Source organism: Pseudovibrio sp. Tun.PSC04-5.I4 (assembly GCF_900104145.1).
Classification (GTDB): Bacteria; Pseudomonadota; Alphaproteobacteria; order Rhizobiales; family Stappiaceae; genus Pseudovibrio.
Window position 1 is genome coordinate 337,068 of the sequence record NZ_FNLB01000001.1, and the last position, 17,046, is coordinate 354,113.

The 17,046-nt window shown below is 52.5% G+C and carries 21 protein-coding genes; 3 read left to right on the top strand and 18 right to left on the bottom strand.

The genetic code is table 11. The features are described from left to right. The first annotated feature begins 18 nt into the window (after positions 1-18). Positions 19-885 carry a hypothetical protein gene (locus BLS62_RS01555; RefSeq protein WP_093175851.1) on the top strand — a complete coding sequence of 289 codons (867 nt, stop codon included), beginning with the start codon at positions 19-21 and terminating at the stop codon, positions 883-885. Here the strand turns inward: BLS62_RS01555 and BLS62_RS01560 are convergent. From BLS62_RS01560 to BLS62_RS01630, 15 genes are all read right to left on the bottom strand, one after another. Further along, positions 882-1,391, bottom strand: a complete 510-nt coding sequence (locus BLS62_RS01560) for a hypothetical protein (RefSeq protein WP_093175854.1) — start codon at positions 1,389-1,391, stop codon at positions 882-884. The two genes, BLS62_RS01555 and BLS62_RS01560, sit on opposite strands and share 4 nt — an antisense overlap. Positions 1,392-1,403: 12 nt before the next feature. Then, a complete protein-coding gene (locus BLS62_RS01565) occupies positions 1,404-2,522 on the bottom strand; it encodes a phage late control D family protein (protein WP_093175857.1) in 1,119 nt (372 codons plus the stop codon). Between the two features lie 3 nt (positions 2,523-2,525). Next, positions 2,526-2,786: a tail protein X gene (locus BLS62_RS01570; protein WP_093175860.1), complete on the bottom strand. Its 261-nt coding sequence runs from the start codon at positions 2,784-2,786 to the stop codon at positions 2,526-2,528. After that, on the bottom strand, positions 2,786-3,253 hold the full coding sequence (locus tag BLS62_RS01575) for a phage tail protein (RefSeq protein ID WP_093175863.1): 468 nt from the start codon (positions 3,251-3,253) through the stop codon (positions 2,786-2,788). The genes BLS62_RS01570 and BLS62_RS01575 overlap by 1 nt, the downstream gene beginning before the upstream one ends. Beyond that, the gene (locus tag BLS62_RS01580) at positions 3,254-6,223 is read right to left on the bottom strand and encodes a tape measure protein (RefSeq protein WP_093175870.1); all 2,970 of its coding nucleotides are present in this window, start codon (positions 6,221-6,223) and stop codon (positions 3,254-3,256) included. It lies immediately after the preceding gene. A gap of 187 nt (positions 6,224-6,410) precedes the next feature. After that, positions 6,411-6,806: a hypothetical protein gene (locus tag BLS62_RS01585; RefSeq protein ID WP_093175875.1), complete on the bottom strand. Its 396-nt coding sequence runs from the start codon at positions 6,804-6,806 to the stop codon at positions 6,411-6,413. A 113-nt stretch (positions 6,807-6,919) separates the two neighbouring features. Beyond that, positions 6,920-7,438, bottom strand: coding sequence for a phage major tail tube protein (locus BLS62_RS01590; protein ID WP_093175880.1), 519 nt, complete (start codon positions 7,436-7,438; stop codon positions 6,920-6,922). Between the two features lie 22 nt (positions 7,439-7,460). Beyond that, complete coding sequence (locus BLS62_RS01595; RefSeq protein WP_093175883.1) at positions 7,461-8,768, bottom strand: phage tail sheath protein; 1,308 nt, start codon at positions 8,766-8,768, stop codon at positions 7,461-7,463. After that, entirely contained in the window at positions 8,761-8,985 is a 225-nt protein-coding gene (locus tag BLS62_RS01600) for a hypothetical protein (RefSeq protein ID WP_093175888.1), read from the bottom strand. Before BLS62_RS01600 ends, BLS62_RS01595 begins: the two co-directional genes overlap by 8 nt. Positions 8,986-8,989: 4 nt before the next feature. Continuing rightward, positions 8,990-9,466, bottom strand: coding sequence for a Gp37 family protein (locus BLS62_RS01605; protein ID WP_093175893.1), 477 nt, complete (start codon positions 9,464-9,466; stop codon positions 8,990-8,992). After that, positions 9,463-9,933, bottom strand: a complete 471-nt coding sequence (locus BLS62_RS01610) for a DUF1320 domain-containing protein (RefSeq protein WP_093175898.1) — start codon at positions 9,931-9,933, stop codon at positions 9,463-9,465. The genes BLS62_RS01605 and BLS62_RS01610 overlap by 4 nt, the downstream gene beginning before the upstream one ends. A 17-nt stretch (positions 9,934-9,950) precedes the next feature. Continuing rightward, positions 9,951-10,316 (bottom strand): DUF7210 family protein, encoded by a 366-nt coding sequence (locus tag BLS62_RS01615; protein WP_093175901.1) that lies wholly within the window; start codon positions 10,314-10,316, stop codon positions 9,951-9,953. A 73-nt stretch (positions 10,317-10,389) separates the two neighbouring features. Beyond that, positions 10,390-11,319 (bottom strand): capsid protein, encoded by a 930-nt coding sequence (locus BLS62_RS01620; RefSeq protein WP_093175906.1) that lies wholly within the window; start codon positions 11,317-11,319, stop codon positions 10,390-10,392. A gap of 51 nt (positions 11,320-11,370) precedes the next feature. Further along, positions 11,371-11,745 carry a hypothetical protein gene (locus BLS62_RS01625; RefSeq protein ID WP_093175911.1) on the bottom strand — a complete coding sequence of 125 codons (375 nt, stop codon included), beginning with the start codon at positions 11,743-11,745 and terminating at the stop codon, positions 11,371-11,373. A gap of 45 nt (positions 11,746-11,790) precedes the next feature. Then, positions 11,791-12,915, bottom strand: coding sequence for a hypothetical protein (locus BLS62_RS01630; RefSeq protein WP_093175915.1), 1,125 nt, complete (start codon positions 12,913-12,915; stop codon positions 11,791-11,793). Between the two features lie 325 nt (positions 12,916-13,240). On the opposite strand from BLS62_RS01630, the gene BLS62_RS01635 reads away from it, so the two are divergent. Further along, complete coding sequence (locus BLS62_RS01635) at positions 13,241-13,507, top strand: hypothetical protein (protein ID WP_093175918.1); 267 nt, start codon at positions 13,241-13,243, stop codon at positions 13,505-13,507. Positions 13,508-14,045: 538 nt separating this feature from the next. Here the strand turns inward: BLS62_RS01635 and BLS62_RS01645 are convergent. After that, positions 14,046-14,324 (bottom strand): DUF1488 family protein, encoded by a 279-nt coding sequence (locus BLS62_RS01645; RefSeq protein ID WP_093175926.1) that lies wholly within the window; start codon positions 14,322-14,324, stop codon positions 14,046-14,048. Between the two features lie 444 nt (positions 14,325-14,768). Here BLS62_RS01645 and BLS62_RS01650 point away from each other — a divergent pair, with 444 nt between their 5' ends. Beyond that, entirely contained in the window at positions 14,769-15,041 is a 273-nt protein-coding gene (locus BLS62_RS01650; RefSeq protein ID WP_143521475.1) for a hypothetical protein, read from the top strand. Positions 15,042-15,061: 20 nt separating this feature from the next. Here the strand turns inward: BLS62_RS01650 and BLS62_RS01655 are convergent, their stop codons facing one another. Further along, the gene (locus BLS62_RS01655; RefSeq protein ID WP_093175932.1) at positions 15,062-15,550 is read right to left on the bottom strand and encodes a phage virion morphogenesis protein; all 489 of its coding nucleotides are present in this window, start codon (positions 15,548-15,550) and stop codon (positions 15,062-15,064) included. Between the two features lie 132 nt (positions 15,551-15,682). Then, a complete protein-coding gene (locus BLS62_RS01660; RefSeq protein WP_093175936.1) occupies positions 15,683-16,945 on the bottom strand; it encodes a PBECR2 nuclease fold domain-containing protein in 1,263 nt (420 codons plus the stop codon). Positions 16,946-17,046 lie beyond the last annotated feature (101 nt).

The window sequence follows — 17,046 nt, forward strand, 5'->3', positions numbered from 1 at the left end:
CATAAAGGGATTTCAGTAATGACGAAGGAAATTAAAATCGGCCTAAAAAACATTAAGCTGCTCTGCAATATGTCATATGATGATCGTATAAAGTTCATTGCGGAAGGGCTGCCAATTATGTTGAAGAGCGCCCAATCGTTGTGGCACGCATCTCAACGTTTAAACGATGCCCCCAGAGAGGCTGATATCCTCATCGGCCTCGCCAAAGAAGAAGCAGCCAAAATTCTGATATTGATGGATGTCGTACGCTGCCCAAAGAAGCTAGTTGCGACAAAAACCAAAGATTTATCTGGTTGGTTCCTCTCGCACCAGAAAAGATTGCTATATGTAGAGGCCGTTGCAGGTCGAAATGTATCTGCAATTGAACGACAGGAAAATCTGAATTTTTATCGGCAAGATTATTATGTCGAAGGAAACTTTGGCGAGTATATCATGCCGAATGCGGCTCTCTACCAAAGAGAACGCATTTTATATGCTGATGTAGTTGATTACGATGAGGGAAAACCATTTTGGAATGACCCCACCGATCACGAAAATCTCTTTATTAGCTCTAAACCTCGAATATTAATTCTTATAGATGCCTTGTCGAAGCTCGGCATTTTCTCTCACTCAGGCCTAAAACGGGTAGCCGAAGTATGGAGTAAGGTAGAGTTTTCGAGCAAAGATACTGATAACAAATCTGAATTACTCGCGAGGGAGTTGTTCCAGCATTTGCAAACAGATAATCTAATTTCAGAAGATGCTGAACAAGATGACGCGAACACTATGTGTTGGGATTGGCCTCAACCGCTTTATGGATTTGATCTAAAACCTATCAAGCGGGCTATGGCAGATCTGCAAGAAGAGCAGGATCGTATGCTTTACTCAGAAATAGGTGATTATTAAACCACCACACCTGTCTGTGCAGGCCCCGGTGTAACATCCTTATGCGCATGTGTTTCACCCACTTCTTTACCGTTGTGGGTGACGCTATCACCCTCCATCTTTATCTTGCCTTTCAGCTCAATCACGTCCGCCTCAAAGGTGATCTTGGGTGCGCCTTTGACCTTCATCTCCCCCGTGGTTTTGTTATAGAAAATCTCCAGCGGCCCGAACACTTCATGGACGATATTGGGATCATTGGAAGGCGGCGCGTCCTCATCTGACCAGACCGCCCCGCCGATTACCCCATCCTCACCATAAGCATCCAGCAGGCACCACACTTGTGTACCCACTGCGGGCATATCGTAGCTTTTCTGGCCTTTGGTGTTGCGTTGGCTGACAGAGAGCCACGCAGAGGCGTTGCCGTCCTCATCCAAAAACTCAACCTGTGCCCGTCCGCCATTGCTGTGCTTGGTTATAGTACCGCGTTTGAATGGACTGGAGCTTTCACCATCTGTAATTCGGCTCATGTATGTGTCTCCCTAAAACGTCTCGCCCCTGGGCTTGGAAAGATCCTGCACCGGCCCATCAAACAGGCCGTCCGTTCCACCCGCTTTGCTGGTCGCCTTGCTGCCTTTGGCTGATGCTTTGCGAACCTTTCCGTCCTGGCGGATCGCCTTCAGTTCCAGTTGTGTGGTGTAGGTACCGCGTGCGATTTTGTGCAGGGCTTTGTGTACCAGATAGCTTGTTGAATATTTGCCAAATGTCGCGCCCAGAGCCACCACCTGTCCGGCAATCAACAACGGGTCACCCACCAATGTCAGAGAGGCGGTCAGTCCGTCTTCATTGGCTTTGGCAAGGCGGGATTTGGCGATGGTTTTGGCTTCCGCCTCATCTTCAACCCGCTCATCAATGGTCAGCGTATCGCCGGATTTTATGGAAAGGTCTTGTACTTCGCCGGTGATCAGCTTCTTTGATTGACCGTGGGCATAGGCAACCTTGGCTTTGCCATAGGTCTGGTGAGTTTTGTCTGTGGCCTTCCAATTGAGAATGGTCGTGCCATCCACCAGATCGAAGGTGAGTGTGGGATCGCGTTTATCCAGATCCTCACGTTTATAAAACACCAGTTGCTTGTCTTTGATGGCAAAGAAATAGCCATAGTCTTCAGCAAGGCGTTTGAGGAACTGGAGGTCCCGTTCCCGGCGCTGGCGTTTGAACTTAAACGGTATCTCTTCAATCTTGCCGGAGACGGTATACCCCAGAGCCTTGGCAACCTCATCAATCACCTTTTTCAGATTTGTCTCTTCAAACGACTTGGATTTCTTTGTCCGTTGCTCGGTAGAGTTGGCCGCAGAAACCGCCTTGAAGCTGAGCCGGTCGTTCAGCCGTGAGCCTTGCGCTTCAGGAATATCCACCTCGAACTCACCGCATGGCATAGGCGCAAAGCCGCGATAGCCAATGCTGGCTATAACCTTATCGCCTTTTTCCGGTCGCCATGGGCCGCGCCACAACCCGCTATCATCGCGAAGGGTAACGGAAACCTCATCGGCTGTGCCATGCAGATTATCCGTCCAGGCAAAATCAATCAGATGCGGGGCAAGGCTGTCTGCCACTTCCTTGCCGTTGATCTTGAGGGAAAGGAATGGCTCGCGCAGGTCCATGGACTAACCCTCCACCGTGCCGCGTTTCCATGGCGGCAGCAGGTTCGTGTCCAGCGGATCCTGCTCAACAACCGGGATGCGAAGAAGAAGGCGCGGCGGGAGAAGAGCGGGTATACGGGCAATCTCTTGCGGGAACAGATGCCGGTTCTCTTCAATGAGCAGATCCATCATCTGAGCATCACGGTAATAGGCCCATGCAATGGTGTCCCAGCGTTCACCGGGCTGGCTCTCATGTTCCAGATAATCACCGGTCTTAACGCCCATCACTTAAGCCTTTTCAGGAGCGGATTGAGGAGAGCAACAGCGGCCCCGGCAATGCCAAGTCCACCAACACTCAAAGCACTGCCCGGCACTTCCACCAGCTCTATGCTGACGGAAATACGCACGATGCGCCCACCTTCAGTGGTTTTGTGGGTGGTGCCTTTGAGCTGCTTAATAAGATAGTGTTTGCCGAAAAACCCGCCACCACCGGGAATAAACGGCATGACTGCCCCGGAGATCTTGGCGGCAACAAGACGGGCATATTCGCCCTCTGGGCTGCAAAAGCTTTCATCAAAGAAGAACGAGAAAGAGCGCCGGTCTAACGCTTCACCGCCGCGCTGGGGCACGGGCTTACCGCGCACCACCTTGTGTTCGTGAAAATCATTAGCAAGGGTTTCATCAGCAGCTGTGGGACCGGTCATGACGCTGGTGGTGCCGAGCTGGAAGCTCCCGAGGCTGGCAAATGTCATTTAAAACTCCAGCCTCTTTTTCTCATCCATTTTGCGAAGCAGCAGAGCCACCAAATCCTCTGCCTGGTCTTCAAGCAAATCGGCAAGCTCGTCTTTCGTAATTGATGCTCCCGAACCTACAGTGATGGTGGGGCTGAAGGTGACGGATATAGTTCCGCCCTGAGCTGAACCATCCGAGCCACCCGCCGTCTGAAGAGCTTGCGCGGGCGGGGCAATAGCAAGTGGAGCGGATGCGGCCAGAGACGGCGATACAACTGCCGTGCTCAGCGTGGCAGCGGCAATAGTTGCCGCCGCCGCTTTGCGCATGGCTCTGACCATCGGCGCGGGTTTTATCGACTGGGCGATGGTCTCGCCAAACTTAAGACGGTGAATATCAGAGAGTGGGCCAAGCTTGGCTGGTGAGGACGGCAAATGATCACGCAAGATCTGTGTTACCCGGCGCATTTCCTCCACCAGCAGATGAGCACGCGAGCGCATGCCAGCTGCAATGGTCTCCATCATGCGCTGGCCGTGATAGGCAAAGTCTACACCACCGAGCAAATTATCCACGCCTGCAATCGCCGCTTTGCTTGAGATCTGAAGCGCTTCCACCGCAGCATTGGCCCTTTCAACCTGCGCAAGGCTGACAGGCGCTTGCTCGGGCTGGCTAAAACCAGCGTGACCTACAAGCTGGTGGGACAGGTCCATCATCTTTTGGGCATGAGAGGCGAACTCGCCGCCGCCAGAGACAATGGCACTAAGCTTTTGCTGGTAGGCGTCAAGGTTCATTTGCCCCGCTTGCAAAGCCTCGGTGAGTGCCAGCCCCTCTACAAAATCAGAGGACCAACCGTTTTCAGCAACTTCAGTGAGTTGATCAATAAAGCGGTCAGCCCCTTCCGGGCCAGTCACAGCAGACCATACTTTACCCGCCATATCAGCAAGTGATTTAAGAGTTTCTCCAACGGTGGTTGCAAGGGTTTCCCCGGCGCTGCCAATGGCCTCAAATATCCCGGAGAGCTTCTGCCAGGCAGCATCAGCAAAGCTCGTGAGCTCGTCCCAAAAGCTGGAGAACGTGTCCATCGTCGGCAACCACGAACCACTGAAAAAGTTCGTAAAGCCCTGTTTAATGTCTTCAAAGCTTGGCAGTTTAAGGTCTGGAAGATCTGGCCATTCCCAGTTTGAGAAGATGGCCTTGATCTCAGTCCACTGCAGGGAGGCATTGGTTTTAAGGTCGGTCCAGAACATATCAAGCCAGGTTGTAATCTCGCTCCAGTTGTTGACGATCATGCCGAGCGGCATCCAGCCAAACAGAGTTTTAATCCCCTCCCATGCAGCGCTCGCCGTCGACTTAATGTCTTCCCAAAAGTTCGAGAGCCAAGCTGTAATCTCACCCCAGCTGTTGATGATCATGCCAAGCGGCGTCCAGCCAAACAGAACCTTCAGCTTCTCCCAGGCAACACTGGCCATATCGGAGATCCACTCCCAGGCACCTACAAGCCAGACGCTGACCACATCCCAGTTGTCATAGATAAGCCATGCCGCGACAGCTAGGGCTGCAATCACTGCAATGGCGATTAAAATGGGCGGACTTAGCGCAGCAAGACCTCCAGCAAGCGTGGCAAGGCCCGCGCCAAGTTGCACCACTCCGGTGACAATGCTGATCAGGGCCGCCAAAAGCGGAAGCTTGATCATCAAGCGGACGAGAACATTCCAACCGCCCACCGTCTCGGCAACCTCGGACAGCGCCCTGCCGGTGGCTCTCAGTGCAACGATCACCTCTTGAGCGAAGAGCCAGAAGTCCTTAAGACCGGTGATGATGCTCGCGCTGATTTCTTCGGCCCACTCCTGCAACGAGCCATCAGCTTTCATGGTATTGAGCTTATCTAAGAACCCTTGCAGCTTCTCCTTGGCCCAATCAAACACCCCGGCATCGGCAATCATGAGCTGGAACTGGAACCAGTGATCCAACATATTGGAGACCATGCCATCCCATGTTTTAGAAAGCTTCTCAGAAGCGCCAATCGCACGAGTACCCATCAGTTCCACAAGTTTGGATATGACTTCACGGCCCAGCTCGCCCTTTGAACCCATCTCTATAAGGGCGGCAGCGCTTTTGCCCGTGGCTTTAGCCAGCATATCCCAGACCGGAATGCCGCGCTCCAGAAGCTGCATGGCCTCTTCGCCTTGTAGCTTCCCTTTTTGCCATGCCTGGCCGACAGCTAAGATAATGCCGTGCAATTGTTCTGCCCCACCACCACTCATGGCCATTGCATCGGTCATAGCTTCGAGTGATCCATTTGTGGGGTCAATCCCAGCGTTCTTAAGCTGATTGTAGGCAACAACGACATCAGGCAATTCTAGCGGCGTTCTGGTTGCAAAATCTGTAATCCAGCTCATAGCCTGCTCTGCTTTGGCCTTGGAGCCTTCTAGCGCCTCCAGCTGGACCATGTAGTTTTCCATTTGCGCGGCCGGGCCAATGATCGTATTGGCAGCAATCCCTGCAATAGCTGATGCTCCGGCAACCACGCCTGTGCCAATCGCAACCCCACGCGCAATCTTTCCGCCACCACCTTTGATCAGCGCGCCGCCCTTTTGAAGGCCCGCGGTTGCTCCTTTGACTTTGTTAAGCGCGCGCTTCAAAAGACCGGCTTTGCGCACTGCCGCGTCAGTTCTACCAATGAACTGCGCCATGGAACTGCGAGCCCTATCAATCTGACTGGCAACTTTCCCGGTGTGGCCTGCAAGGCTTGCAGCCCCGCTTGCTGCGTTCTTGTTGGCCCTTGCCACGCTCGTCGCCGCTTTGGCTGCTTTACCCGTAGCCTTGGCGGTTTTCTCAGTGGCTTTAACTTGTTTGAGCGTGGCTTTACTCTGCCCTTTAGCCAGCTTTTCCTGTGTTTTGAGCTGCTTTTCCATGCGCTCGTTGAACTTAAGGAGTTTCTTCAGTCCCTTAGATGCGCGGTCCTTAAATTCTGCGGTAATACCAAGACGCATGGAAAGCTCCGTTATGACCGCTTGTTAGCTCGCTCAGAAGCCTTGCGTTCTGCCTCTGCTTTGGCTTCATCAAAGGCGATCTGCTGATCAAGCGTGGTCAGGAATTCAGGCTCAGACAGATCATCCAGATAACCGGGGTTCCAGCCCCGGTTGACCAGGTAGGTGTGACACTCAAGCGACGACAGCGTTACGCGGTCGTCGTCTTCCCGTTTCCCTCATCGTCCTCATCCAGATCATCGCCGCCGCCAAAAACCTCGCCAAGCAGCTCGTTGGCATCGTTCATCGGGATATAAGCTGCAAAGTCGGCCTCGGTGAGCTTCTCACCGTCAAACGTTGCGATCTTACAAAGGTAAAGGATCTGGGCTTTGCCAATTTTGTTCTTGGCTATACGCAAGGACCGCGTCCAATCCCCATGACGGCGGAACTCTGGATAGACCACAAACACACCGGTTTCTGGCAGGGTGAAGTGTGCGGAGCCCTGTTTAGCGGCGCGGTGCGCTTTCAGTTTGGCAATGACACCGGCCTCAACCGGCGTGTTCAGGTCACCTTCTGGCATATTCGTATTCTCATCCGGGCGGGTCATGGCATCCCTTTCAGCTTGGGTTGGAAACGTGTCACTTGGATCCGCGCAATAAAAAAGCCCCCACGCCGGAAAGCATGGGAGCCAATTCGCGGTCTGATAGGACCGTTATGCGCTTATCCGCGCCACATCTCGCCGGAAGAGTTCCGCACCGAGCTTGCAAATACATCCACCTCAAACAGTGGTTTGTTGCTGTCATGAACCCGCTGCACCAAACGAGAGATCGTCATCTCATGGGTTATCTCTTCTGGATCTCCATTTTTGCTTTCGCCAAAATCATGACCAAAGAAACGAGCCTGCAAAACCGTGATCAAGGTATATGAGCGCTCCAGGTCCAGACCGTCAGGACCGTTCACATCCACATACTTATGCAGCTGGAGTGTGTGGGTCTTGGTGGGGTTGAGGAAATCCTCCTGGATCTGCGGGTCCACACTGCTCATGGTGATTTCGCCAGTGAGCGCTTCCAGCGTCCGGGTGGGTGCTTTGTAAACAGCAACCTGACCCAGTGTTTCAATGTCGACGGTCTTCCACTCAATTTTGGGCATCTTGAAAGATTTGGCGAGCCCCACAAGCGTGTTGTCGCCCAGATAGATATCAGAATTGGTGATCTGACCAAAGCGGCGGAAATCAGTCATAGATTATCCCTGCGTTGTTTACTTAAGCCGCTTCAGACTGGGACAGTCCCAGAGCATCGGCCAGAAGGTTGATGTTAAGGGAGCGGCGCACACTAATGGTTTCCATGATGCCAACCGGTGCAAATTCCAACGTGTAGTGATACCAGCCATCAGCGGCAAAGGCGGCGCTCATCATTTCCCGATCAAAGGCAAAGCGGAAACCGGAGAGTTCTGGATCATTGCCTTTGGTCTTGCCGATTCCCCATGCATTAATGGCATCTTCGATCTGCTCAATGCGGGCCAGCGAGTCATTGCGATCCTTCTTCTCATCGAGAAAGTGCAAGATTGCTTCATCCAGCACATCCTGCGTGTATTGAGCGTGGAAGAAGGTCAGCATAGTGGTTTTGGTGGGATAGCCCGCATTGCGGTTGCCCGAGGTATGCGGCCCTTTGCCAAAGCGTTCCTCGCACGAGATAATCCCGTTGGATCGGGTCACTTGCGTATCACTGGACCCATCGCCCGGCACATAAAGCACATCTTGAGCTGCACCCTCAATGCCCTTGATAGGCCGATTGGAGGGGCTGTGATGATAGCCGTATTCCATCACGCTCATAAGCACGACACCCACCAGATAAGCTGAATAGTGATCTGCAACTACCTCACCAGCAGTATCCGACATCTCATCCAGATTAACCGTTTCCATCATAGGCCAGCACAGATTAACCCGTGTGTCATTGGTCTGGAAATCAAACGATCCTTCCGGCCCGCGTGCCTCCTGAAGCTGCTGCAGGGTGACACCAAACGGGGCATCCCAATAGCAGCGAGCGCGAATGCGGCCACAAATGGCTTCCATTTCTGAGCGAACCCCGGCCAACCCATCATAGCCTGGAGCCAGAATGTTCTTTGGAAACCAGCCAAAGCGCTGATAACAGGAATAAGCCAGCTTCAAGCCACTGGGGCGGCCCATAGCGTCAAACGCTCCGATGATATCAAGCCCGGTGACTTTGCTTGGATCCGGTTTGTCAGCGTCATCTTTGTGCGTTGCCGGATCAAACACATTGACCACGCAAATGGTCCCAAGGCCGCGTGTTTTGGCCTGCTTAAACATCGCCCGCAGTTTTTGCGGCAAGGTATAGCCATCGCGTGCGGGGCCGAAGTGTTTTGTGATATCCGCTTCGCGGCGAATAAGAATGGGTTTGTTGATGTATTTGACTTGCTCCTGTGAGGTCTTATGAACCTCATGAATTGGAGCTGTGCCAATTAAAAACGCTGTCGCAGCTTTTAGCTCACGAACCAGCACACCATCTTCATTGGCATCAACGATCTCAGGCCCGAAAATGCGCTCAGCCATGGGTTGCTTCCTTCTGAGTTAGGATTTGACCGCACACCCACGCCTGCACTGTTGGGTGATTGCAGGGCAATGTGTAGGTCTTACCGGGATGAAACGTGCCTTCAAAGAACACGGTGAGCTTGCCTTCCGTATCCTTGGCTTTGAGCGCGACCGACTGCACCGGACCGGTGTAGTTATAATCGCAGAACTCAGTGGGAGCCGTGCTTGGTGCACTCATGGCTCTAGTCCTCCTGTTTTAAAGGTGGGTGACGTAAAATTGGGGGAACTGGTCGTCGCGGTCCCTGGTGGTCGGAAATACTGCGCGCCTGGCAACTGACTTCCATTTGCCAGCGCCATTGACCCGGTGACTGGTCAGCAAGGTCTTCACGTTCCATCATCAGCGGACTTGCCCCGGCAAGCGGGAAGTTTTGCAAGGCGGACCGGCAGCGCTCTAAAACCGCATAGGCCCCATGTTCACCTTCAAGCGTGGTTAAGTTCAAGGCGATCACAAAACGCATAGAGCGCGATTGGGAGGCATGGTTGAGCGCATTATCACTGGCGTAACGTGCCCCGCCGTAGTGTACCAGCGCCGCCATTTGAAAGTTCGCCAGATCAAATTCTTCTGGCTTGGAGGGGAACCCGCCCACATAAGCAATGGAGGGCAGATTGAGCTTGAGCCGCTCCACAATCTGTTCCTGAAGGCGTTCAATCTGGTTCATTGGTAGCCCTCCAGAACGCTATTTGCGCGGCCTTGATCAAATGAGCCAGAAACCCCACCAGTCGCCGGCTCAACATCACCGGTAACTTCAAGCCCAAGATCGACACGGCCCACTTGGGCATCCTTTAACCAGGACAGACAATCGCGGTAGCGGTTGCGGGTCTCTTCTTCCACCGCATTGGTGTGATGGATGCGCTCGCGCAGGTAATAAATGGCAAGGTCAGAAACAACGCCCTTCAAAGATTCAGGTGCTTTTGAAGGTTCAATGGTTTTCAGAGCTGGAAATCGGCCATAAAGATAACCCGCCGCCATAGCCTCAGCGCGGGCAAGCTGCGCTTCCACACGGGAGCGGTCGATGGTTCGCCCGCCCACTGAATTGGGTCCGCCAATCCCGACAAGGGCAAGCAGATTGCTCTCCTCATGCCTTAAGATGAATTCATCAACCGTTAGGAAGCGCAGGTCTTTCATAATCTCTAACGCTCCGCTTAGGCCTGTTCGCCGGTTTTGGTGTCGGCTTCAGCCTTCAGCTCAGCATGAAGCGCTTTGACTTCATCGGCGGAGACATCAAAGCGGGTCAGTAGCTCGACAGTCTTTACTTTGGGTGTGCCGTCCTTGTTAAAATCAGTATCCGGCACCAATCTGCTAATAGCCTCTATGATGGCCGCCTTACGGTCTTCAGCGGAGTGCTCAACGGCTGTTGACTCTGACGCATTAACCTCGCCAAGAATGCCAAGAGCCTGCAAGGTCTCCGCCTGGGCTTCTGTCATTTCCACGCTGTCGCCGGGCTCATGCCGGGTGCCGTTGTGGCGCAGTGCTGCCAGCACCGGATAGGTTTTTGTCTCAAGGTCCATTTTCGTTATTCCCGGTTGTTGCAGTTGAAATGGGAAGTGGTGGGACTACACAGCAGCCCCGCGCACTGCCGTGTTAAGCCGCGTTCTGGATTAAGAACCCAGCCCGTTTGGCAATAATGATCTCTTTGACTTCCTCGCCAGAGCGCACCAGCTTGCCACCTCGTAGCCCCATGTTTGCAGCCAGAGTGCCCGCAACCTTTTTGCCAAATTGCGCCGTAAAGCCGAAGGTGAGCCCGCCGCTACTATCTGCTGTCCGGTTGATGAATTGCCCGGCCACAATGTTGTCCCATACGCGGGCAAGGACGGGGTTCTCGCCTGGCCGCTTGATGTTGACGCGGCTTTCGCCCACCAAAATGCGTTTGACTTCCAACAACTCAGCCACTTGTGCCTTGGTCGCGCGGCCTTGATCTCCAGAATTACCTTGGACAGCCTTCACGATTTTGGGGTGTTTGCGAAACGCCCGCCAAGCCACATGACCAAACGCCAACTGGTTTGGCTTTTGCCAGCAGGTGGACATCAAGTCTTCAATGAGAGTGATCGGGTCACTGTCGGGGTCGGTGAACAGGTCTGAACCTGACAGGGCTTCCACATGATCCGGGTGATAGTTCGCCGGGTTCTTGACCAGATTGGCACAGCGCACCTCCCGGTCGAGCATGACGATATCAGTGGCTCGTTCGGTTGCCCGATTTTCCGGGTTCCATTTGTTGCGCTTGGCTTCTTCAATGGTCACATTGTCGAGCGGCACATCAATGCCATAGGCTTCAACCGAGGCATCTTTTTCCGTGCCGCCAATTTCAACCTGATTGGGAGAAGAGCGACGCCCCACGCGGGTATCAGGGACAGAAAAATCCTCGCCCTCATCATATGCTTGGTATTTGAACGAGCGGGAGGTTGTGACGCGTGGCAACACCTCATCACCAATCAAAGTGTAATCGGGGTTTTTGTAGGCGATGGCGATGGCCATCATCACCGCGTTTTCTGTAAACTGTTCCGTTGCAGACATGAGCAAGTACCTTGGGGTTGGAAGGATTTTGAAAATTGAGAAAGGTGCGGCTTAGCCGGTGAGGTATCCCGGCACGACGTGCAGTGACCCCAGCACGCCTGCAATGCCGGAACTCATGGCGTAACCGGCAACAGGCACAGGCACGCCTGCAGCTGGGTCAGCTTTGACAGCTCGCCCTTGTGCGTCTGAGGTTAGCGGATCGCCAAAGGCAACCGGGCCGCCATAGGTCACGTCGCGAATATTATTCAAGCACCCGTCAACCCGCTCGTCGGCTTTAGATGCCCCGCGAATACCAGTGGTGCCGATCAGCGTATCGCCCACGCCAGCGCGTTTGATGTGACCATCTTTTGCGCCGGGGGCAATCAAGCGGTTTTTTTCAATCACGCCGTCCGACGTGAAGTTTTTAATAAGGCCGAAATCCTGCATTGCTCAAAGCTCCAAGTTCAGTCAAAGGAAAGGATCTGTGCTGGCTTAATCAGCAAGACCGCGCTTTTTGCGCACATGCATCACAGCCTCACTGGTGGAGACCTCAATCCCGGTGTCCCGTTGACTGGCCTGGAAGGAGACAGCCTCGCGGGCTATGTCCTCGGTATCTTCAGAGGATGGGGCTGGATCGTCTCCCAGATTGGCCTCGCCAAACTCAACAATCTTGGGCTGGTTGTTCAAAAGAGATTTGGTGACTTCAAGCAGGCTGGAGGTTTTGGTAGCAGCGCCATCGGCAAAGCTAACGGTTTGCTCGGTGTTGCTTGCAAGGCCATCCAGAAGCGCAACCACCTGAGGTTTGTTGCCGGTCGGCAGTTTGCCAGCTGTTATCAGGCTATCGGCAAAGTCTTCGTTTTCTTTGCTTGTGGCGTCGGCTTCGCGTTTTTTGATGTTGGCTTCACGGGTTTGCAGATCAGCTTCACGAGCAGCAAAGTCTGCGTTACCCTTAGGTTTACCCGGCATGGGATCATCCTTTTGTTTGGTTGAAAAATCACTTGAGACGGTCGCGGGCTCTCTGCCTGCATCATCAATCCAGCTGATCTCCCAGTCCGAGATCACCTTGTCGGCGGTTTCCAAGCCGTGCTCTTCAATGAAAAACTCGCGGATACGGCGAAACACACTGGCCACGTCCTTAAAAGCACGCTCGCCAAACTCGATGGTGAGCGTGTCCTCATCACCTCCCGCAAACTCAACAGGCTTTAAGCCGCTGACAGCAGGAGCTGTTGCACCCAGAAATCCGATATGGCGCGGGTAAAGATCATCACCAGCAGGGTTGGAGGACGCGCCCGGCTGGAAGAAGCTCATGGAGACCTTCTTGAATTTGCCTTGCTCAACCGCCTCGGCAAAGGCTGGATCAAGCTCGCCAACTTCCGCAATCAAGCGCTCGCCGTCACTGTCGTAGGAAAAGCTTTGCACCCAGCCATAGGCGGGATCATTGGTTTTGGGATGGCCCACCACAACCGGCACCGGGTTGCTTGCCGCATCATACCGGGCTGCCAGTGCGCTCAGATCCTCAGCGGTGGCGCTGAAGGACGTGCCCGCCATGCTGGTAAACGTACCAGGACGAAAAACCTCAATGCTTTTGGTGGTGCTGGCGGTTTGCTTGTTTGGCACGGGCCTTGTCTCCAACGAGTAATCTCAAGTTGGATGCAGACTGCCAGTTAAAGATAACCCACGCGCCGGAACACTTCCGACGCGGGGAACGTCAAGTACGATTACGGTCAAGGTCAGTGAAGAGAAAACCACGCCAGATTTTAACTTCAACTCCCATAGGCGGATATGGAACCTGATGTGACGGTCAAAACTAACCCTTGATGCGTTTCTAACGGGCATCTAACGGGCCATGCGGTCAAAACATGTGTGATTGTAGCCCCGCGTACGTCTCACACGTCTGTGGGCTTTATTTTTGAGCGGCGAACCTGCGCGTTTGAGAGGGAAAATGGGCGAGATAAGTGACCGGGTTGAAGAGCGATATCATGATCGGCTTCACCACAGCAACGAAAGCGCTCGTATCAGCACGGCAGTCGATGCCTTCAGCCATAAGATGAAAGCCCGCATGCGAGCGAACATTGACAAGAAGCACTGCTGGGATGATCTGCATCAACTCACAGGCGGCGAGCTGAAGAAGAAACTACTGGCAGCGGTTATCGACGAGGACTGGGTGAGTGTTGGCAACTACGCCATGATAGCGAGCGGGCGGAGGTGAAATTAACTGCACAATTCTAAAGAGGTGTCCAAACCTTTGAAGGGTTCATGGGATCTTCAAGATAACCAAGGGCAATATTTTCCCGTGTATAAACGCAGCCGCAGTACGTGCATTTAAACTCGGCAGATTCTGCGATATTTTTTGGTAGCTTCTGAGCTTCAGCAGGAACTAGATGGCGCTGTCGATCAGATCGATGGCCACTGCATTTTTGAGGGCATTCCATTTAAGCAATCCTCCTTTTGTCTAGAGCTATTTCTTATACAGCGTCCCAACAACTATGAAGCAGCTGGAGTAGTAAACCAATCACCAAAATAATGGCACCCCCACGACCAAGAAAATGCCTTGCTAGCAAGCTTAGCGAAATCTTCTTGCTTGCATACCAAATTTTCCAACTCCAACTTGAGGAACTACCAAATGTTCCTCTAATTGTCTGAATACCGTCTGGATTAAATTCCTAATCTAACCACAGGAAGAGCACACCGGTAATGTTAAGTGCCAATCCGAATTGTGCAAGATTCATGTACACCTCCTATCACGGCTATTCCAGCATACCGTCCCCTTGAAATATGGTGAGGGTTAAAATGCCGTCTTCATCTTGAACGCCATCTAGAATTTTTATTCCAGTGCGGCGGAGTATGTCCTCAGTATATTTATCGAAGACAGATAACCGATCAGCTTCGCCAGGTTGGCGATAATCGTCAACAAGTGCCCGATCAGAGATTTTACAGGATATTCTTTGCCCGTTGTAATCGACCCAGAATTTTACTGCTGGGGGGTTAATCTGCTTTTCTGGCGTTTCAATTAGCTCTAATTTCACGGCACTCTCCTCTTAGGGTTGAGTCATTACCCCCAAGGGACTACTTCGATACTATAGGTAGTCTTGTTCAGAGTGCGTGCTAGATCGTTTGCATGCTCGATTGTTGTACCTTCTGGGAATTTCACGGATATCCTTTTGTCATCAGGCAACCCGGTATCTTCATAAGGTTCAACGATCAAGTATGGATGCCCACTTCCAGTCTCTTTTACTTCAACACAAATTTTTCTTGGCACCGCGCTCTCCATATTTTAAAGGGAAACCAATCGACGAGGCATTGTATTCGATTATAGTGAGAAGGTAGCCACTGATTTTTTGGGATCTCTTCTTACAAAAAACCTCTCCATAGTGAGATTGGGCTTTATCGAGATTTTTGCTAATGTTGATAAAGAACTAGGTCTCAAATTGAGAAATACTCCCTAACTCTGACTGATGGAAAGTACGGGAATGAGACAAGTATTCATTTTTAGCGTATATGTGTTTCTGCTAACTATTGTGGGTACAATTACTGGAGTTTTGGTTGGATCGTTTATCTACTTGGCTGAATACACTCAGACATTGATTTTTGATGGTAGGTTTCATGCGGATTTCTACTACCAGCAAAACGCAGCGCTCGTTATGAAAAATCCATGGAACCGCGGGTTCCTTTGGGCCTTTATGTTTTCGGTTATTGTCCTGATTATCCGAATAAAAGACGGCGTTTGGCCACATGAAAGCTAGGCACTTAAGTATCTAGAAGTCTACTCCTCCAAATACCTCTCCAGCGTCTCCCTGATCAACTCAGCATCATCGCGACCAATGCCGATATATGGACGTGCCGGAATGGTGACTTGCTTGGCTGCAATCCTTCCGCCACCAAACGGGATAAGCAGAAACGGGACCCGGCGCGGCTTGATGGTTGTACCGTATTGGTTCACCCAGACCTTGGGGTGATTGAGGTTGGTGCCCACTTCTGCTTTCGCAGCTGAGCTGTTCTTGTGAATTGAGCGGAACAGTTCCCCGCTATCGCGCAGCATGCCGGTTTTAGAGCGCCTGTTATCCAGCGTAACGGGGTGAAGCGCAGGCCAGTTTGAGCCATCCGGTCCAACTTCCTTGGTGATGCGCTCACGGGTTTCATCAAGCAACACTTCCCCGATGATGTCATGTACAGTCGTGCTATCTTCCAACCGGCCTGCAACATCAGCAATTTCGCGATTCATGTCGCTGCTATCAAAAGTCAGAGTGATCATTGAATTCCCCCTGATTTGAGTTTATATTTGTATGGAGTGATGACAACGCTTGCTGATGTATGACCCCCGGCGCTTTGGATGGGATCTTAAAGATCAGCAAAAGCGTGGTTGCGGATCGCCTTAAACAACCCATCACTCTTCTCCATCTGTTCTTCTGTAAAGCAGAGCACCACTTCGGTGGTTTTCCAGATACTTGTCATCTGACTTGTTTCGTCGCCCGCGTGTTGGATTAAACGCCGTTTGGCCTTCCCAGCCCTTACGGGTGAAGGTGAAGGTGAAGGAGGCAAAGCCTGCTGCACCCACAAAGTAACGTAAGTAACGGCGCACAAGAATGGCTTGCCCCAGTTCATTGACGCTCCAGTCTACCCAAATCTCATCAGGGTCAGCCAGAGTTGCCGCCAGATAAGTCATGTAGATCTCACGGCCAAACTTCTTCACCTTCCACGCACCAGCCCCGCTCTTAAACAGATCATCGGAAACGGTCAGGAGATGTCCGGCCTTATCACGGACCGCTTTTGGCTTGCCGATTTGTGCGCCAAACGGTTCTAAAAACGCCTCCACATAGGTTTCCTCTGGTAGATCTGGAGCCAATGGTTTGACCGGTGCTGGCACACTGATTTCAGCAAGTGGCGTGAGGTCTGGTTGAGGCTTGGGCTTTTGTGGCTTTAGCGTTGGTGCAGGCCTGCCTTGTTTGGGTGGACCTTGTGGTGGATCGATAAGCGCGGGCTTGGGCCGCAATGGCTTTTGCAGCTCTTTGGGCACCAGCCCTTCAGACCATGTTTGTCCTGGCGCATAACCCCAGCCCATGCCCACATCTTTGGGATAGGAAATCATTTCACCTGTAGCAGGATCCTTGGTGAATATATGGGTGATAGAAGGCGCTTCATCGGGGACTTGTTTGCCAAGGCGCTTTAACTTGGCCTTTGAGACAGGCCGCACCCCGCAACCACACAACCAGTCATTGGGCGGGTAATAGGTGTTCCACCACGGATCATCAGCCCGCAGGGTCAGCCCATCCCAAGCCTTATGAGCAGCCCGTGCTGTTACTGGAATACGCTCCAACGCATGCACGTATTGCCAATAAGGGAAAGCTTTGCGCACTGCTGGATCGTTCATCTGCTTGTAACGACCCGCTGCATAGGCGGTTTTTAAATTGGTCTCATAGATCACCCGTGCCCGCCACAACCGCTTGCCGTTATGGTCCCAGCCGTGGCGTTTGACGATTGCATCAAACTCATCCAGAAACCCCGAATGATAGGTGTCATCCTTGTCCAGCCAGCTCTTAAACGGCGTGCCCTTGGCGATGGCTCCATCAATGGATTTGTGGAAGTCTTCCAACAGCGCATCTTTTGTTACGCCAGCCACCACAAAAGAACGGTCGTGGGCATGATGCATGGCATCACTCCAACGCTTTGTGGGCAGCTTTACCTTCTGGCGGTGGAACTCCAGCGCTTCGGTAAAAGGTTCAGCAAACTCAGCGCTGACCTCACTCTTGG

What these genes read in the sequence shown, in the direction of transcription:
- BLS62_RS01650 (WP_143521475.1), top strand. Translation starts at nt 14,769, where the DNA reads ATGAGACAAGTATTCATTTTTAGCGTATATGTGTTTCTGCTAACTATT.
- BLS62_RS01585 (WP_093175875.1), bottom strand. Translation starts at nt 6,806, where the DNA reads ATGACCCGCCCGGATGAGAATACGAATATGCCAGAAGGTGACCTGAAC.
- BLS62_RS01620 (WP_093175906.1), bottom strand. Translation starts at nt 11,319, where the DNA reads ATGTCTGCAACGGAACAGTTTACAGAAAACGCGGTGATGATGGCCATC.
- BLS62_RS01625 (WP_093175911.1), bottom strand. Translation starts at nt 11,745, where the DNA reads ATGCAGGATTTCGGCCTTATTAAAAACTTCACGTCGGACGGCGTGATT.
- BLS62_RS01600 (WP_093175888.1), bottom strand. Translation starts at nt 8,985, where the DNA reads ATGAGTGCACCAAGCACGGCTCCCACTGAGTTCTGCGATTATAACTAC.
- BLS62_RS01655 (WP_093175932.1), bottom strand. Translation starts at nt 15,550, where the DNA reads ATGATCACTCTGACTTTTGATAGCAGCGACATGAATCGCGAAATTGCT.
- BLS62_RS01560 (WP_093175854.1), bottom strand. Translation starts at nt 1,391, where the DNA reads ATGAGCCGAATTACAGATGGTGAAAGCTCCAGTCCATTCAAACGCGGT.
- BLS62_RS01610 (WP_093175898.1), bottom strand. Translation starts at nt 9,933, where the DNA reads ATGAAAGACCTGCGCTTCCTAACGGTTGATGAATTCATCTTAAGGCAT.
- BLS62_RS01590 (WP_093175880.1), bottom strand. Translation starts at nt 7,438, where the DNA reads ATGACTGATTTCCGCCGCTTTGGTCAGATCACCAATTCTGATATCTAT.
- BLS62_RS01615 (WP_093175901.1), bottom strand. Translation starts at nt 10,316, where the DNA reads ATGGACCTTGAGACAAAAACCTATCCGGTGCTGGCAGCACTGCGCCAC.
- BLS62_RS01595 (WP_093175883.1), bottom strand. Translation starts at nt 8,768, where the DNA reads ATGGCTGAGCGCATTTTCGGGCCTGAGATCGTTGATGCCAATGAAGAT.
- BLS62_RS01605 (WP_093175893.1), bottom strand. Translation starts at nt 9,466, where the DNA reads ATGAACCAGATTGAACGCCTTCAGGAACAGATTGTGGAGCGGCTCAAG.
- BLS62_RS01660 (WP_093175936.1), bottom strand. Translation starts at nt 16,945, where the DNA reads ATGCATCATGCCCACGACCGTTCTTTTGTGGTGGCTGGCGTAACAAAA.
- BLS62_RS01580 (WP_093175870.1), bottom strand. Translation starts at nt 6,223, where the DNA reads ATGCGTCTTGGTATTACCGCAGAATTTAAGGACCGCGCATCTAAGGGA.
- BLS62_RS01575 (WP_093175863.1), bottom strand. Translation starts at nt 3,253, where the DNA reads ATGACATTTGCCAGCCTCGGGAGCTTCCAGCTCGGCACCACCAGCGTC.
- BLS62_RS01565 (WP_093175857.1), bottom strand. Translation starts at nt 2,522, where the DNA reads ATGGACCTGCGCGAGCCATTCCTTTCCCTCAAGATCAACGGCAAGGAA.
- BLS62_RS01635 (WP_093175918.1), top strand. Translation starts at nt 13,241, where the DNA reads ATGGGCGAGATAAGTGACCGGGTTGAAGAGCGATATCATGATCGGCTT.
- BLS62_RS01570 (WP_093175860.1), bottom strand. Translation starts at nt 2,786, where the DNA reads ATGGGCGTTAAGACCGGTGATTATCTGGAACATGAGAGCCAGCCCGGT.
- BLS62_RS01555 (WP_093175851.1), top strand. Translation starts at nt 19, where the DNA reads ATGACGAAGGAAATTAAAATCGGCCTAAAAAACATTAAGCTGCTCTGC.